Below are 15,432 nucleotides of genomic sequence, written 5' to 3'. Positions count from 1 at the left end.
AGCAGATCGGCGGTTTCCGCCCGCTACCGCTCCAACTTTTTAGACGGCGCACCATACGGATCATGGCGCCGGCGTCCAAGAGGCTTCATGCTCGAAAAGCGCGCGGTTACCGTTGGGCGAAGAACCCCTCCCCAACCCCTCCCCACAAGGGGGAGGGGTTACACCCGGCGTCGCCGTCCTGCCAACTCCACGTTGCTGCAAGCGACGACGTCCAAACTACGCGCGGGGGGCTGCCGCTGGGAGCCCCTCCCCTTGTGGGGAGGGGTTGGGGAGGGGTCTTCCGTGGTCCAGTTGAGCCCTCTACTCCACGCGGGTCCGCTGCACTTCCATGCGCGCCGTCCTCCAGGCGGAATAGGCGAAGGCGACAAGAAAGATCGCCGTCATCAGGAGGACGATGGTCGGGGCCGGGGCGCTGTCGATGAAGAAGGAAAGGTAGACGCCCGCGAAGGAGGCGACGACGGCGACGGCGACCGCGGCGATCAGCATGCCGCGAAACGTCCGCGTCACCAGATAAGCGATTGCGCCGGGGGCGATCAGCATGGCGATGACAAGGATCAATCCGACGGCCTTCAAGGCGCCGACGATCGTCAGCGACAGGATGGCGAGCAGCCCGTAATGCAGCCAGCCAACCGGCAGGCCGACGGCACGCGCCTGGGCCGGGTCGAAGGCGTGCAGCAGCAGGTCGCGCCATTTTAACGAGAGGATGCCGGCGGCGAGGAGCGCGATCAGGCCCGTCTCGAGGATGTCGCCCCAGCCGATGCCGAGCATGTCGCCGAACAGGATGTGGTCGAGATGCACGTCGCTCTGGATATTCACGTAGAGCACGAGGCCAAGGCCGAACATGCCGGAAAAGACGACGCCCATCACCGTGTCCTGCTTGATGCGGCTGTTGTCCTTGAGGTAGCCGGTGAGCAAAGCGCAGCACATGCCGGCGGCAAAGGCGCCGACGGCAAGCGGCAGGCCGACGATGTAGGAGATCACGACGCCGGGAAAGACCGCGTGCGAGATGGCGTCGCCCATCAGCGACCAGCCCTTCAGCACCAGGAAACAGGAGAGCATCGCCGTCGGGATCGCCACCAGCACCGAGATCATCAGCGCATTGCGCATGAACTCGAATTCGAAGACGGCAAGCAGCATGTCGAGCGACATCATTGCGTGACCTCCAATGCTTCGGAGGCGCGGCGGCGGGCGGCGATCAGCCCGTGTTTCGGGGCAAACACGAAGGCGCAGAGGAAGATCAGCGTCTGCAGCACAATGATGATGCCGCCGGTCGCGCCGTCGAGAAAATAGCTCGCATAGGCGCCTAGGAAGCTCGTTGCGGCGCCGATGGCGATGCTGATCAGGATCAGCCGCGGAAAGCGGTCAGTGATCAGATAGGCGGTGGCGCCCGGGGTGACGACCATGGCGATGACGAGAAATGCGCCGACCGTCTGCAGCGCCGCCACCGTGCAGGCCGAAAGCAGGGTGAAGAACAGCACCTTCAGCACGGTCGTATTGATGCCGATCGAGCGGGCGTGGCTCTCGTCGAAGAAGGTGACCATCAGGTCCTTCCATTTCGCCGAGAGGATCAGTAGCGAGACGATGCCGATGATGGCGAGCTGCAGCGTATCGGCCGGGGTGATGGCAAGGATGTTGCCGAGCACGATCGTCTGAATGTTCACGGATGTCGGCGACAGCGACACCATGAAGAGGCCGAGGCCGAAGAAGGAGGTGAAGATCAGCCCGATGATCGTATCCTCCTTCAGCCGGGTGCGCTGATTGAGGAACAGCATGGCGGCGGCGGCAAGCGTGCCGGAAAAGAAGGCGCCAAGCGAGAAGGGGAGGCCGAGCATATAGGCGCCGGCGACGCCCGGCACGATCGCGTGGGAGAGCGCGTCGCCGATCAGCGACCAGCCCTTCAGCATCAGATAGGCGGAGAGGAAGGCGCAGACGGCACCGACGAGCGCGCTGACCCACATGGCGTTCAGCATGTAGGTATAGGTGAACGGCTCCAGAAGCGTGGCGATCATTCCGCGTCCGCCTCGGTCTCGGGCTTGGCCGGTTGCGTCACCATCTGGCCCTTCGCGCCATACATGACGAGCGGCCGTTCATCGTCGGTGATGACGGAGAGCTGGCGGGGGTCGGCATCGTCGTGCAGGCTGTCGCCGCCAAGCACGAAATGGCGCAGCACGCCGCCGAAGGCGAGTTCGAGATTGTCGCGGGTGAAGGTGGTCTCGGTCGGGCCGTAGGCGAGAACGGTATTTTTCAGGAGAATGGTGCGGTCGCAGAATTCCGGCACGCTGCCGAGATTGTGGGTGGAGACGAGCATCACCCGCCCCTCATCGCGAAGCGCCACCAGCAGACGGATGATCGCGTCTTCGGTCTTCACGTCGACGCCGGTGAAGGGCTCGTCGAGCAGGATGACGCGGCCGTCCTGGGCGAGCGCTCGGGCGAGGAAGACGCGCTTTTTCTGGCCGCCGGAAAGCTCGCCGATCTGGCGCTTGCGGAAATCGCTCATGCCGACCCGCGCCAGCGCCGCCTCGACCGCATCATGGTCGGCCTTCTTCGGCATCCGCAGCATGTTCATGTGGCCGTAGCGGCCCATCATCACCACGTCCTCGACGAGGACCGGAAAATTCCAGTCGACCTCCTCGGCTTGGGGGACATAGGCGACCAGATTCTTCTTCAGGGCCTGCGGCACGTCGAGGCCAAGAATTGAGATGTCGCCCTTGGCCAGCCGGACGAAGCCCATGATCGCCTTGAACAAGGTCGACTTGCCGCTGCCGTTGACCCCGACCAGCGCGGCGATCGTGCCGGTCGGAATCTCGAAGGAGGCGTCCTGCAGGGCGCGATGGCCGTTGCGGTAGGTGACGGTGGCATTGCGGACGCGAATGCCGCCGCCCTCGTCCTGAGGACCAGTCCGCGGGGTGGGCCGGGGCTTTACCTGCAGATTCATTGCGTAAGACCTTTCGCGATGGTTTCGGAGGTGACACGCAGGAGATCGATATAGGTCGGGACCGGTCCGTCGGCCTCGCTCAAGGAATCCACATAGAGCACGCCGCCATATTTGGCACCCGTCTCGCGCGCCACCTGCTGGGCCGGATCGGGCGAAATTGTGCTTTCGGAGAAGACCACCGGAATGTGGTTGGCCCTGACCGCGTCGATCACCTTGCGCACCTGTTGCGGCGTGCCCTGCTGATCGGCATTGATCGGCCAGAGATAGAGCTCCTTCAGGCCGAAATCGCGGGCGAGATAGCTGAACGCGCCTTCGCTCGAAACCAGCCAGCGCTTTTCCGCAGGGATCTTGTCGAGCTCTGCCTTAATCGGCGCGATGGTCGCCTCGATCCTCTTCTTATAGGCTTCGGCATTGGCCTTGTAGGTTTCGGCATTCGCCGGGTCGAACTTCACGAAGGCGTCGCGGATGTTGTCGACATAGATCAGCGCCGCCGATGGCGACATCCAGGCATGTGGATTCGGCTTGCCCGTATAGGGGCCTTCGGCGATGCCCATCGGCTCGACGCCCTCGGAGACGACGACGCCCGGAATGTCGTCGAAGTTCTGGAAGAACTTTTCGAACCAGAGCTCGAGGTTGAGGCCGTTCCAGAGGATGAGCTGGGCGTCATGCGCCTTCAGGATGTCGCGCGGTGTCGGCTGGTAGTTGTGGATCTCGGCGCCTGGCTTGGTGATCGATTCGACGATCGCAGCGTCACCCGCAACGTTCTGCGCCATGTCGGCAATGACCGTGAAGGTGGTCACCGCCTTGAATTTGTCCGCCGCCGCTGCCGCGCCGGGCAGGAGGGAAAAGGCAGCCATTGCCGCTGCTGCCGCCAGAATCATGCGCCGCGTCGGATCGATCATCCATCACTCCTCAATCTTGGACCCAGGCTATGGGTAGGCGAATGGCCTGCATAAGTCAATGCACATGAGAACCATTTGCAACTAGCTATTTTCAAAACCATTGCCCTTGGCTAGTGTCGCCCGATGAGACAAGCCAAGAATCGGATCGCCGAACTGGAGGAAATTCTTCGTGAAGGAGGCGTGCGCGTCACCCGCCAGCGCGCCGCGATTCTGAAGATTCTGGCCGAAGCCGAAGATCATCCGGATGCGAGCGAACTGCATCGGCGCGCCAAGGAAATCGACGCGACCGTGTCGCTGTCGACCGTCTACCGCACTCTGTCGGCGCTGGAGCAGCAGGGGGTCGTGCAGCGGCACGCCTTCGAAAATGCGACGGCTCGTTTCGAGACCGCCGACGCGCCGCATCACGACCACCTGATCGACATCGAAACCGGAGCGGTGATCGAGTTCCGCTCCGACAAGATCGAGCAACTACAGGCCGAAATCGCCGCCGAGCTCGGCTACGACCTGGTGCGCCACCGGCTGGAACTCTATTGCCGGAAGCGCAAGGACTGAGCGGCAAGGCTTCGACGGAGACCAAGCCGCGGAGGCGGGCTTAGTTCAGCGGAATGGCATTGTTCTCCTTGCCGGCCTGGTAGGTGGCCGAGAGCTCGGCATATTTCCGGCTGATCGCCTCGGCCCGCTGTTGAAGCCGCGCTCGGTCGGCCTCCGGAAACTCGGCGATCAGTTTGGTGATCGAACTGCCCTTCCAGAAAGCGTTCGTCCGATTGTAGCCGCCCGGCTCCAGTGTGAAGACTTCCTTGAGGATCTTCAGGTCGTGCGGGATTGAAAAGGCGTCACGCGAATCCTCGTGGCTGAAGAAATAGTAGAAATTGTCGAAGCCCGCCCAGGTAATCGCCGACAAGCACATTGAGCAGGGTTCGTGCGTCGACAGGAAGATCAGGTCGCGCGAATCCGGGCGTTCGGTGCCTGCCAATTCGTAGAACCGCTTCAAAGTGTGGACCTCGCCGTGCCAGAGCGGGTTCTCGGTTTCATTGTTGGTCTCGACGAGGACGATTGAGAGATCGGATTTCTTCAGCAGGGCGGCGCCGAAGATCTTGTTGCCGGCCGCGACCCCGGCTTCCGTCGCAGGGATGATGCCATGCTCCATGGTCTTCAGCAGGGCGTCGAGCAAGCCGAGCGTTTCGTCTTCTTGTGACATGATTGTTCCTTGTTCTTGTGTCCGTGCCGCTGGTCCGCTCGAGAGCGGTCGGGACCGGTTTCTGGCGCAAAGAGTGATTTAGTTGCGGTGGTTGGGATTAGTGCGCTTCGGACGCGATCACCGGCACCTCGAGGCCTTTCGCGTCGTAGAGCTTGCCATTGAGGAAATAGTCGCCATCGTGCAGTCGCGCGATGTCCTGGTATCGGAGCGTTCGCTCCGTTCCCGCGACGAACACCGATTGCTGGTCGGAGTTGCCGGCGGTCAGGTGATTGAAGATCAGGTTGAGGCTGATCGCCATCAGTGCCGCGGAGCTGATGCCGGAATGGAAGATCGTCGCGAACCAGGCGGGGAAGTGCTCGTAGAAGCCGGGAGAGGCGATCGGGATCATGCCGAAGCCGATCGAGGTGGCGACGATGACGAGATTCATGTTGTTGTTGTAGTCGACCTTTGAGAGGGTGCGGATGCCGCTCGCGGCAACCGTGCCGAAGAGCACGATGCCGGCGCCACCGAGCACGGCGCTCGGAACCGCCGCCACGATGCGGCCCATGACCGGCAGCAGGCCGAGCATCACGAGAAACAGGCCGCCCGTCGCCACCACGTAGCGGCTCTTGACGCCGGTGACCGCCACCAGCCCGACATTCTGAGCAAAGGCGCTCTGGGTGAAGGAGCCGAAGACCGGCGCAATGAGGCTCGACAGCATGTCCGCCCTCAGCCCGTCGCCAAGGCGGCGCGAATCCACTTTCGTCTCGATGATTTCGCCGACGGCAAGGATGTCTGCCGAGGTCTCGACCAGCGTCACCATGATGACGATGAACATCGACACGATCGCGGCAATCTCGAAGGTCGGATAGCCGAAGTGGAAGATTGTCGGGAGGGCGAAGAACTGTCCTTCGGCCACTCTGGAGAAATCGGCCATGCCGGCGAAGTAGGCGATGCCGGTGCCGATGATCAGCGCCAGCAGGATCGAGAGCCGCGAGATCGCTGCGTTTCCGAGCTTGCTGAGCAAGAGCACGATGACGAGCGTTACCGCAGCCAGCTGGATGTTGGCCGGGCTGCCGAAATCCGATGCGGCGCTGTTGCCGCCCATGGCCCAGCGGGCTGCGACCGGCATCAGCGCCAAGCCGATTGTGGTAATTACGATGCCGGTGACGAGCGGCGGGAAGAAGCGGGTGATCCGCGAAAAGATCGGCGTGATCAGAAGACCGATCAGCGATGCGGCCATGACCGCGCCCAGCACCGACTGCATGCCGCCATTGCCGGAAATGGCGATCATCGTCGCGACGCCGGAAAAAGAAACCCCTTGGACCAGCGGCAACCGGCTCCCGAAGAACGGCAGGCCGAGCGTCTGCAGCATGGTGGCGAGGCCCCCGGCGAAAAGCGATGCGGTGACGAGCAGGCCGATCTCGCCGGGACTGAGGCCAGAGGCCTGACCCAGGATCAGCGGCACGGCAACGATACCGCCGTACATTGTAAGTACGTGCTGCAAACCATAGGCCAGGTTGGCGCCGATGCCGAGCTTCTCATCCTCCGGGGGCGGTGGCGCCGCAGTTTCCTTTGCGCTTTTTGCCAAGGTAATCTCCTCCAAAACCTTTGCGTGCATTCCCCACACCTCCTCCTAGAGATGGGTGGCAAACTATGGCATCGGCTGCGGAGCCTGACTTTATCGAAAAAGGGGAAACAGTTTACGGTTGTACGGCGGTAATGCGTTCGGTCAGGTGCGATGGCGAGAACAATGGACCGGCGCTCAGCCGCAAGGAAAGCGAAAACCGGAGCTGTTGCCAGCCCCGGCGCCGCATCTCCGTCCGTGTGGCGCCGCCCGAACATCCCGGCGGCGCTTTTTGTTTCGCTGGACTTAGTTGGTCTGCCAGCTCTTGACCAGCTCGTCGTAATTGACGGTGATCGGCTTTTCCTTCTCGTTCTCGACCTTCAACTGCGGAGCGAGGTTGCCCTTGGAGACGGCGTCCTTGTTCCAGTATTCGAGATCGTGCTCTTCGGCGAGCTTCGGACCGATGTCGCCCTGGATGCCGGCGCGCTCGAGGCGCTGCAGCACCTTCTCCTGCTCGGCGCAAAGCGAGTCCATCGCCTCCTGCGCCGTCTTGGCGCCGGAAGAAGCGTCGCCGATCGCCTGCCACCACAGCTGGGCCAGCTTCGGATAGTCAGGCACGTTCGTGCCGGTCGGCGACCATTGCAGGCGGGCCGGCGAGCGGTAGAACTCGATCAGGCCGCCAAGCTTCGGAGCGCGCTCGGTGAAGCTCGGATGGTCGAGGGTCGACTGGCGGATGAAGGTGAGGCCGACATGGCTCTTCTTCACGTCGATGGTCTTCGAGGTGACGAACTGCGCGTAGAGCCAGGCGGCCTTGGCGCGGTCGTCCGGGGTCGACTTCAGCAGCGTCCAGGAGCCGGCGTCCTGATAGCCGAGCTTCATGCCGTCCTTCCAGTAGACGCCGTGCGGCGAGGGTGCCATGCGCCACTTCGGCGTGCCGTCGGCGTTGACGACCGGCAGACCGTCCTTGACCATGTCGGCGGTAAACGCCGTGTACCAGAACATCTGCTGGGCGATCGCACCCTGGGCCGGTACCGGACCGGATTCGGAGAAGGTCATGCCCTGAGCTTCCGGCGGAGCGTAGCTCTTCAGCCAGGTCAGGTACTTCTCGATCGAGTAGACCGCGGCCGGGCCGTTGGTGTCGCCGCCACGCGCGACGCAGGAGCCGACCGGACGGGAATTCTCGTCGACCTTGATGCCCCACTCGTCAACCGGGCGGCCGTTCGGGATGCCCTTGTCGCCGTTGCCGGCCATCGACAGCCAGGCGTCGGTGAAGCGCCAGCCGAGCGACGGGTCCTTCTTGCCGTAGTCCATGTGACCATAGACCTTCTTGCCGTCGATCTCGCGGCCGTTGAAGAACTCGGCAATGTCCTCATAGGCCGACCAGTTGACCGGAACGCCGAGGTCGTACCCGTACTTGGCCTTGAACTCTTCCTGGATCTTCGGATCGTTGAACCAGTCGTAGCGGAACCAATAGAGGTTGGCGAACTGCTGGTCGGGAAGCTGGTAGAGCTTGCCGTCCGGAGCGGTGGTGAAGGACTTGCCGATGAAGTCGTCGATGTCGAGGTTCGGGTTGGTGACGTCCTTGCCTTCGTTGGCCATCCAGTCGGTCAGGTTGCGGGCCTGCTGGTAGCGCCAATGGGTGCCGATCAGGTCGGAGTCATTGATATAGGCGTCGTAGACGTTCTCTCCCGACTGCATCTGCGTCTGCAGCTTTTCGACGACGTCGCCTTCGCCGATCAGGTCGTGGGTGACCTTGATGCCGGTGATATCGGAGAAGGCCTTCGCCAGGGTCTTCGCTTCATACTCGTGCGTGGTGATCGTTTCGGAAACGACCTTGATCTCCATGCCGGCAAAGGGCTTCGCCGCATCGACGAACCATTGCATTTCCGCTTCCTGGGACGCGCGGTCGAGCGAGGAGAGATCGCCGATTTCCTTGTCGAGGAACTGCTTCGCCTCGTCCATGCCCGCGAAGGCCGTTCCGGTAAGTGCCAGCAGCATGGCCGCCGTCGTAGTCAAAAGGTGCCGTCGCATAAATTTCCTCCCTTTGGGTTTTGCGATTGCGTTTCCTTGCAGTTTCGAAGAGCGCGACCGGCGCCCTTCATTCCGATGCCTCAAACGTAGCGGAACACGCCGATGGCGTAGATCGCCGAGAGGGCAAGCGCCCACCAGAGATTTGCGCCGACCAGCCCCAGCCAGGCGAGGTGAATGAATGCGCTTCCGAGCAGCGAGACGAAGAGCCGGTCACCGCGGGTCGTCTCGAAGCGCAGGACGCCGACGCGCGGATTGCCGCCGGGCGAGACATATTCCCAGACGCCCATGCCGACGAGCATCAGCGCGATCGCCAGGAAGAACAGCGCCGTCGGCAGCGTCCATGCCATCCATGAAAAGTCCATTGGCGAAATCTCCCTTGAATGGTCGGAGGACTAGACGCGGCCGAGCGCGAAGCCCTTGGCGATGTAATTGCGGACGAAGTAGATGACGAGCGCGCCTGGGATGATCGTCAGCACACCGGCGGCGGCAAGCACGCCCCAGTCCAGACCGGAGGCTGAAACCGTGCGCGTCATCGTGGCAGCGATCGGCTTGGCGTCGGTCGTCGTCAGCGTGCGGGCGATCAGGAGCTCGACCCAGGAGAACATGAAGCAGAAGAAGGCGGCGACACCGATGCCCGAGGCGATCAGCGGCACGAAGATCTTCACGAAGAAGCGCGGGAAGGAATAGCCGTCGATATAGGCGGTCTCGTCGATTTCCTTCGGCACACCGGACATGAAGCCTTCCAGGATCCACACCGCGAGCGGCACGTTGAACAGGCAATGCGCGATGGCGACGGCGATATGCGTGTCGATCAGGCCGAAGGCGGAATAGAGCTGAAAGAAGGGCAGCGCGAACACCGCTGGCGGAGCCATCCGGTTGGTCAGGAGCCAGAAGAACAGGTGCTTGTCGCCGAGGAAACGGTAGCGTGAGAAGGCATAGGCCGCCGGCAGCGCTACGGTCACCGAGATCAAGGTGTTCAAGACGACATAGGTGATCGAGTTGATGTAGCCCGAATACCAGGAAGGGTCGGTGAAGATCACCGTGTAATTGCGAAGCGTGGGATTCTGCGGCCACAGCGAAAAGGTGCTGAGGATCTCGCTCGTCTCCTTGAAGCTCATATTGACGAGCCAGTAGATCGGCAGGAGCAGGAAAACGATATAGAGTGTCGGCACCAGCCAGGAGAGGCGCTGCGACAGCGGTTGCTTGTTGGTCATCATGGTGTTTCCTCCCTCCCGTTCTCAGCCTTGCGCGTCGCTCGTGGTCATCACGGTGTAGAATATCCACGAGAGCAGCAGGATGATCAGGAAGTAGATGATCGAGAGGGCTGCGGCCGGGCCGAGATCGAACTGGCCGATCGCCATCTTGACGAGATCGATCGACAGGAAGGTGGTCGAGTTGCCTGGGCCGCCGCCGGTGACGACGAAGGGTTCCGTATAGATCATGAAGCTGTCCATGAAGCGCAGCAGGAAGGCGATCAGCAGCACGCGCTTCATCTTCGGCAGCTGGATGTAGCGGAACACGGACCAGCGCGAGGCACCGTCGATCTTGGCCGCCTGATAATAGGCGTCCGGGATCGAGACGAGACCGGCATAGCAGAGCAGCACGACGAGGCTCGTCCAGTGCCAGACATCCATGATGATCAGCGTCACCCAAGCGTCGAGCGGGTTCTGTACGTAGTTGTAGTTGATGCCGAGCGTGGCGAGTGTGCGGCCGAGCAGGCCGATGTCGACGCGGCCGAAGACCTGCCAGATGGTGCCGACGACGTTCCACGGGATCAGGAGCGGCAGCGCCATCAGCACCAGGCAGATCGGCACGCCGATGCCCTTCTTCGGCATGTTGAGGGCGATGACGATGCCGAGCGGGATCTCGATCGCCAGTATGATCGCCGAGAAGATCAGGTTGCGGGTCAGCGCATCCCAGAAGCGGTCGGATTCGAGCACATCCAGGAACCAGTCGGTGCCGGCCCAGAAGAACTCGTTGTTGCCGAAGGTGTCCTGCACCGAATAGTTGACGACGGTCATCAGCGGGATCACCGCCGAGAAGGCGACCAGCACCAGAACCGGCAGGACCATGAACCAGGCCTTGTTGTTCCAGGTCTTTTCCATGTCAGGCCTCCTCGCCGATGCGCCAGGAATCGGCGTAGATGTTGATTGCCTTCGGGTCGAAGGTGACGCGCGGTTCGGCGGGGATCTCGCCGTCCTCGTCGACGATGATCGAGATCGGCCGGTCGGCGAAGTGGGCGCGGACGATCTTGTGGCGGCCGATATCCTCGACCTTGGTGATCGCCACCGGCATGCCCTGGCGGCCGAGCGAGATGAATTCCGGGCGAATGCCGAGTTCGGTCTTGGCGCCGGCCTTGACCTTCGGCTGGAAGTTCAGGGCGATGCTCTCGCTGCCGACTGCTGCCGTATTGCCGGCGATCTCGGCCGGCAAGACGTTCATGCCCGGCGAGCCGATGAAGTAGCCGACGAAGGTGTGGCGTGGACGCTCGAAGAGCTCGGCCGGCGTGCCGATCTGGACGATCTGGCCGTCATACATGACTACGACCTTGTCGGCGAAGGTCAGCGCCTCGGTCTGGTCGTGGGTGACATAGACCATGGTGAAGCCGAACTGCTTGTGCAGCCGCTTGATCTGCGAGCGCAGCACCCATTTCATCTCCGGATCGATGACGGTCAGCGGCTCGTCGAACAGGATGGCGCTGACGTCGGAGCGCACCAGGCCGCGGCCGAGCGAAATCTTCTGCTTCTGGTCGGCCGTCAACCCGCGCGCGGTCTTGTTCGCCCAGCCGCCGAGACCGGTCATCTCGATGATCTCCTTGACGCGACGGTCGACCTCGGCTTCCGGCACGTGGCGGTTGCGCAGGGGGAAGGCGAGATTGTCGTAGACAGTCATGGTGTCGTAGATGACCGGGAACTGAAACACCTGGGCGATGTTGCGGTGCTGCGTCGTCAGCTGAGTCACGTCAGTGCCATCGAAGAGGATGCGGCCTTCCGACGGGTTGATCAGCCCGGAAATGATGTTGAGCAGCGTGGTCTTGCCGCAGCCGGAAGGGCCGAGCAGCGCATAGGCGCCGCCGTCGTTCCATTCGTGATGGACTTCCTTCAGCGCGTAGTCGGCCTCAGACTTCGGCTTGGCGCCGTAGGCGTGGCGGATATGTTCGAGATTGATGCGTGCCATGGTCTCCTCCCAGCGCCTCCCTTACGCGGTCCCGCCGATCGCCCGGCCGTCCGGCCCGAAGGCCATCAGGTGGCGGGTGTCGACGAAGACCTCGAGGGTCGCGTCCGGTTCGATATCGTGAATGCCGGGCGCCAGCATGACCCAGCGCGCATCGGCGAAGCCGACGTGAATGAAGCTCTCCGAACCGGCGATCTCGGAAATTGCCGTCTTGACGGCGAGCGGGTCGCCGCTGCCGTTCGGCTGGTCGAAGGAAATGTGGTGCGGCTGGAAGGCGACCGTGCATGGGCCGTCGGAAACCGTCGCGAGATGCGGGGGAACGGAAAGCACCGGCTTACCTTCGAGCGTGAAATGCGACCCGGCTTTCATCAGCGCGATCGTGTTGAGCGGCGGATCGGCGAAGGTGCGGGCGGTGACGATGTCGACCGGACGCCGGTAGACGTCGATCGTTCGGCCGAACTGGGTGATGCGGCCCTCGCTCAAGGCGGCGGTGTTGCCGCCGAGCAGCAGCGCTTCCGAAGGTTCGGTCGTCGCATAGACGAAAATGGCGCCAGAGGCGGCGAAGATCTTCGGCAGTTCCTCGCGCAGTTCCTCGCGCAGCTTGTAGTCGAGATTGGCGAGCGGCTCGTCGAGCAGCACCAGGTCGGCATTCTTGACGATGGCGCGGGCAAGGGCGGTGCGCTGCTGCTGGCCGCCGGAGAGATTGAGCGGCGTGCGGTCGAGATAGGGGGTGAGCTTCAGGAGTTCGGCGGCCTTGCGGACTTCCCGGTCGATCGTGGCGTTGTCGGCACCCTTGATTCGCATCGGCGAGGCGATGTTGTCGTAGACGGTCATCGCCGGATAGTTGATGAACTGTTGGTAGACCATGGCGACGGAGCGCTGCTGCACGCGCACGCCGGTGACGTCGGCGCCGTCGAAATGGATCGAACCGGAGGCGGGCTTGTCGAGACCGGCCATCAGCCGCATCAGCGACGTCTTGCCGGAGAGGGTCGGGCCGAGCAGCACGTTGAGCGAACCCCGCTCCAACGCAAGGTTGGTCGGGTGGATATGGGTCTCCCCGCCCACGACCTTGGATATGTTCTTCATTTCAAGCATCGAATTCTCCACCCAGCCATCGGCATTTCGGTTGCAGGACATCAGGCGGCGGCGCTGGCCGCGTCCCGCATGTATTCCTCCAGTTCCGCGGTTTCCGCCCGCGACAGCTTCAGGCCCAGCTTTGTTCGGCGCCAAAGCACGTCCTCCGCGCGCAATGCCCATTCATGCGCGATGAGCCAATCGACCTCGGCCGCATAGAGATCGGCACCGAAGCGTCGTCCGAGATCGGCCTCGCTTGCGGCATTGTCGAGAAGCTGTTTCGCGCGCGTGCCATAGAGGCGCACCAGACGCCGGGCATGCGAAGCGGCCAGAAAGGGATAGTGCGTCTTCAACTTGGCGACCTCGGCATCGTAACCGGCAGCCGGAAAGTCGCCGCCCGGCAGATGCGATCCGGCGGTCCACTTGCTACCCTTTATGCCGATCGCCTCGCCGATCTTCTCAAGCGCCGATTCGGCCAGCCGCCGGTAGGTCGTGAGCTTGCCGCCGAAGATATTGAGGAGCGGCGCCTGGCCGTTCTCACCTTCGAGGCGCAGCACATAGTCGCGCGTCGCTTCCTGCGCCTTGCTTGCGCCATCGTCATAGAGCGGGCGAACCGCCGAATAGGTCCAGACGATGTCGTCCTTCGTCACCGGATCGCTGAAATACTCACTTGCCGATCTGCAGAGATAATCGATCTCGGCGTCGCTGATGCGCACCTCGGCCGGATTGCCGGTGAAATCCCGGTCGGTGGTGCCGATCAGGGTGAAATCGTCCTGGTAGGGAATGGCGAACATGATCCGCCCGTCCGGGTTCTGGAAGAAATAGGCGCGCGGATCGTCGAACTTTTTCTTCACGACGATGTGGCTGCCCTGGACTAGGCGGACATTGTGGACGTCGTTCTTGCCGATCGCATCGGCGAGCACCCGGTCTACCCAGGGGCCGGTGGCATTGACGAGCAGGCGGGCGCGTACGGTTTCGCGCTTGCCGGTAAGCGCGTCCTCGGTCTCAATCGCCCAGCGACCGTTGTCGCGGCGGGCCGAGACGACGCGGGTGCGGGCCATAATCCTTGCGCCCCGGTCGGCGGCATCGCGGGCGTTCAGCACCACCAGCCGGGCGTCGTCTACCCAGCCGTCGGAATATTCGAAGGCCTTGGTGAAGAGACGCTTCAGCGGTGCGGCGGCCGGATCGCGGGTCATGTCCAGCGTGCTCGTCGCCGGCAGCAGCTTGCGGCCGCCGATATGGTCGTAGAGAAAGAGGCCGAGGCGGATCAGCCAGGCCGGCCGCAGGCCGCCCTTGTGATAGGGCAGAACGAAGCGCATCGGCCAGATGACATGCGGCGCCATTGCCCAGAGCACCTCGCGCTCCATCAGCGCCTCGCGCACCAGCCGGAACTCGTAATGCTCGAGATAGCGCAGGCCGCCATGAATGAGCTTGGTGGAGCCGGACGAGGTGCCGGAGGCGAAGTCGTCCATTTCGGCAAGGGCGACCGAATATCCCCGGCCGGCCGCATCACGCGCAATGCCGCATCCGTTGATGCCGCCGCCTATGACAAAGACGTCGAAGATTGCCTGCTCTGACACCGCGATTGCCCCTCCACTTTTCGCAATGCACAAATTCATGTCATCGCGAAAGTGAAGGCAGTTAAAATGAAAACATTTCGAATGTCAAACGAATGATTCACGAATCTGGCGGGCAGGCTTTCGGTACGGTCAGGCCTCGGTTTCGACCAGCTTGACGCCTTGCTCGGAACAGATTTTCCGAACGTTTTCAATGATGCAGCGGTCGGTGATGAAGGTCTGGACCTGGGAGATATGGCCGATCCGCACGGGGGCGGTGCGTTCGAACTTCGTCGAATCGGACACCAGGATGACGTGGCGCGCATTGGCGATGATCGCCTGCGCCACTTTCACTTCGCGATAATCGAAATCGAGAAGCGCGCCGTCATGGTCGATCGCGGAAGCGCCGATCACGGCGAAATCGACCTTGAACTGCCTGATGAAATCGACCGCCGCCTCGCCGACGATGCCGCCGTCCGAACCGCGCACGACGCCGCCGGCGATCACCACCTCAATCGAGGGGAAGACCCGCAACCGATTGGCAACGTTGATATTGTTGGTGATGACCATCAGTTCCTTGTGGTCGAGAAGCGCCTCGCCGACCGCTTCGGTGGTGGTGCCGATATTGATGAAGAGCGAGGCGTTGTCGGGGATGAGGGCGGCGGCGGCGCGGCCGATCGCCTGCTTTTCGGCCGCGGCGATCTGGCGTCGCGCGTCGTATTTCACATTTTCCTTGCCGCTCGGAAAGATCGCGCCGCCATGGATGCGGTTCAAGACCCGGGCATCGCAGAGGTCGTTCAGATCCTTGCGAATCGTCTGCGGCGTCACCGAGAAACGCTGCGCAAGTTCCTCGACGAGCACCCGGCCTTCGGCCTTGGCCAGGTCCAGAATCTCCGCTTGCCGTCCGGTGAGATACATGCTTCGCTCCCTCTGTTTTCGTTTTCTTTCATAATATGCAAAAACGAAAGCCGCGCAATTTCAGAATCAGCGATTGGTTGCGTTTCGATTTTCGATGA

Annotated in this window: 15 protein-coding genes; 1 reads left to right on the top strand and 14 read right to left on the bottom strand. The window is 62.4% G+C overall.

The genetic code is table 11. The features are described from left to right. Positions 1-300: 300 nt before the first annotated feature. From ATC00_RS06365 to ATC00_RS06350, 4 genes are read right to left on the bottom strand one after another with little or no spacing between them, the layout of a single operon-like run. Entirely contained in the window at positions 301-1,152 is an 852-nt protein-coding gene (locus ATC00_RS06365) for a metal ABC transporter permease (RefSeq protein ID WP_064252303.1), read from the bottom strand. Beyond that, positions 1,149-2,009 (bottom strand): metal ABC transporter permease, encoded by an 861-nt coding sequence (locus ATC00_RS06360; protein ID WP_037389769.1) that lies wholly within the window; start codon positions 2,007-2,009, stop codon positions 1,149-1,151. The genes ATC00_RS06365 and ATC00_RS06360 overlap by 4 nt, the downstream gene beginning before the upstream one ends. Next, entirely contained in the window at positions 2,006-2,935 is a 930-nt protein-coding gene (locus tag ATC00_RS06355) for a manganese/iron ABC transporter ATP-binding protein (protein ID WP_037389767.1), read from the bottom strand. The genes ATC00_RS06360 and ATC00_RS06355 overlap by 4 nt, the downstream gene beginning before the upstream one ends. Then, complete coding sequence (locus ATC00_RS06350) at positions 2,932-3,837, bottom strand: metal ABC transporter substrate-binding protein (RefSeq protein ID WP_037389765.1); 906 nt, start codon at positions 3,835-3,837, stop codon at positions 2,932-2,934. Before ATC00_RS06350 ends, ATC00_RS06355 begins: the two co-directional genes overlap by 4 nt. Positions 3,838-3,960: 123 nt before the next feature. Between ATC00_RS06350 and ATC00_RS06345 the strand changes: the two genes are divergently transcribed. Beyond that, positions 3,961-4,389 carry a Fur family transcriptional regulator gene (locus ATC00_RS06345; protein WP_064252302.1) on the top strand — a complete coding sequence of 143 codons (429 nt, stop codon included), beginning with the start codon at positions 3,961-3,963 and terminating at the stop codon, positions 4,387-4,389. A gap of 40 nt (positions 4,390-4,429) precedes the next feature. On the opposite strand, the gene ATC00_RS06340 is transcribed toward ATC00_RS06345, so the two are convergent. From ATC00_RS06340 to ATC00_RS06295, 10 genes are all read right to left on the bottom strand, one after another. Further along, positions 4,430-5,035 carry a deaminase gene (locus tag ATC00_RS06340; RefSeq protein ID WP_064252301.1) on the bottom strand — a complete coding sequence of 202 codons (606 nt, stop codon included), beginning with the start codon at positions 5,033-5,035 and terminating at the stop codon, positions 4,430-4,432. Positions 5,036-5,132: 97 nt separating this feature from the next. Further along, positions 5,133-6,605: a nucleobase:cation symporter-2 family protein gene (locus ATC00_RS06335; RefSeq protein WP_064252376.1), complete on the bottom strand. Its 1,473-nt coding sequence runs from the start codon at positions 6,603-6,605 to the stop codon at positions 5,133-5,135. A gap of 282 nt (positions 6,606-6,887) precedes the next feature. Beyond that, entirely contained in the window at positions 6,888-8,612 is a 1,725-nt protein-coding gene (locus tag ATC00_RS06330; protein WP_037389758.1) for an ABC transporter substrate-binding protein, read from the bottom strand. An 80-nt stretch (positions 8,613-8,692) separates the two neighbouring features. Further along, positions 8,693-8,974 carry a DUF2160 domain-containing protein gene (locus ATC00_RS06325; protein WP_064252300.1) on the bottom strand — a complete coding sequence of 94 codons (282 nt, stop codon included), beginning with the start codon at positions 8,972-8,974 and terminating at the stop codon, positions 8,693-8,695. A gap of 30 nt (positions 8,975-9,004) precedes the next feature. Then, complete coding sequence (locus ATC00_RS06320; protein WP_052035617.1) at positions 9,005-9,829, bottom strand: carbohydrate ABC transporter permease; 825 nt, start codon at positions 9,827-9,829, stop codon at positions 9,005-9,007. A 21-nt stretch (positions 9,830-9,850) separates the two neighbouring features. After that, on the bottom strand, positions 9,851-10,717 hold the full coding sequence (locus ATC00_RS06315; RefSeq protein ID WP_018235191.1) for a carbohydrate ABC transporter permease: 867 nt from the start codon (positions 10,715-10,717) through the stop codon (positions 9,851-9,853). A 1-nt stretch (position 10,718) separates the two neighbouring features. Then, positions 10,719-11,789, bottom strand: coding sequence for an ABC transporter ATP-binding protein (locus ATC00_RS06310; protein ID WP_037389753.1), 1,071 nt, complete (start codon positions 11,787-11,789; stop codon positions 10,719-10,721). Positions 11,790-11,810: 21 nt separating this feature from the next. Beyond that, positions 11,811-12,881, bottom strand: coding sequence for an ABC transporter ATP-binding protein (locus ATC00_RS06305; protein WP_037390044.1), 1,071 nt, complete (start codon positions 12,879-12,881; stop codon positions 11,811-11,813). A gap of 41 nt (positions 12,882-12,922) precedes the next feature. Next, on the bottom strand, positions 12,923-14,440 hold the full coding sequence (gene glpD / locus ATC00_RS06300) for a glycerol-3-phosphate dehydrogenase (RefSeq protein ID WP_082912093.1): 1,518 nt from the start codon (positions 14,438-14,440) through the stop codon (positions 12,923-12,925). Between the two features lie 129 nt (positions 14,441-14,569). Continuing rightward, a complete protein-coding gene (locus ATC00_RS06295) occupies positions 14,570-15,334 on the bottom strand; it encodes a DeoR/GlpR family DNA-binding transcription regulator (RefSeq protein WP_037389747.1) in 765 nt (254 codons plus the stop codon). Positions 15,335-15,432: the final 98 nt, after the last annotated feature.

It is taken from the genome of Sinorhizobium americanum, from assembly GCF_001651855.1.
In the GTDB taxonomy this organism is placed as follows: Bacteria; Pseudomonadota; Alphaproteobacteria; order Rhizobiales; family Rhizobiaceae; genus Sinorhizobium; species Sinorhizobium americanum.
This window is presented reverse-complemented; position numbering and strand designations above follow the sequence as displayed.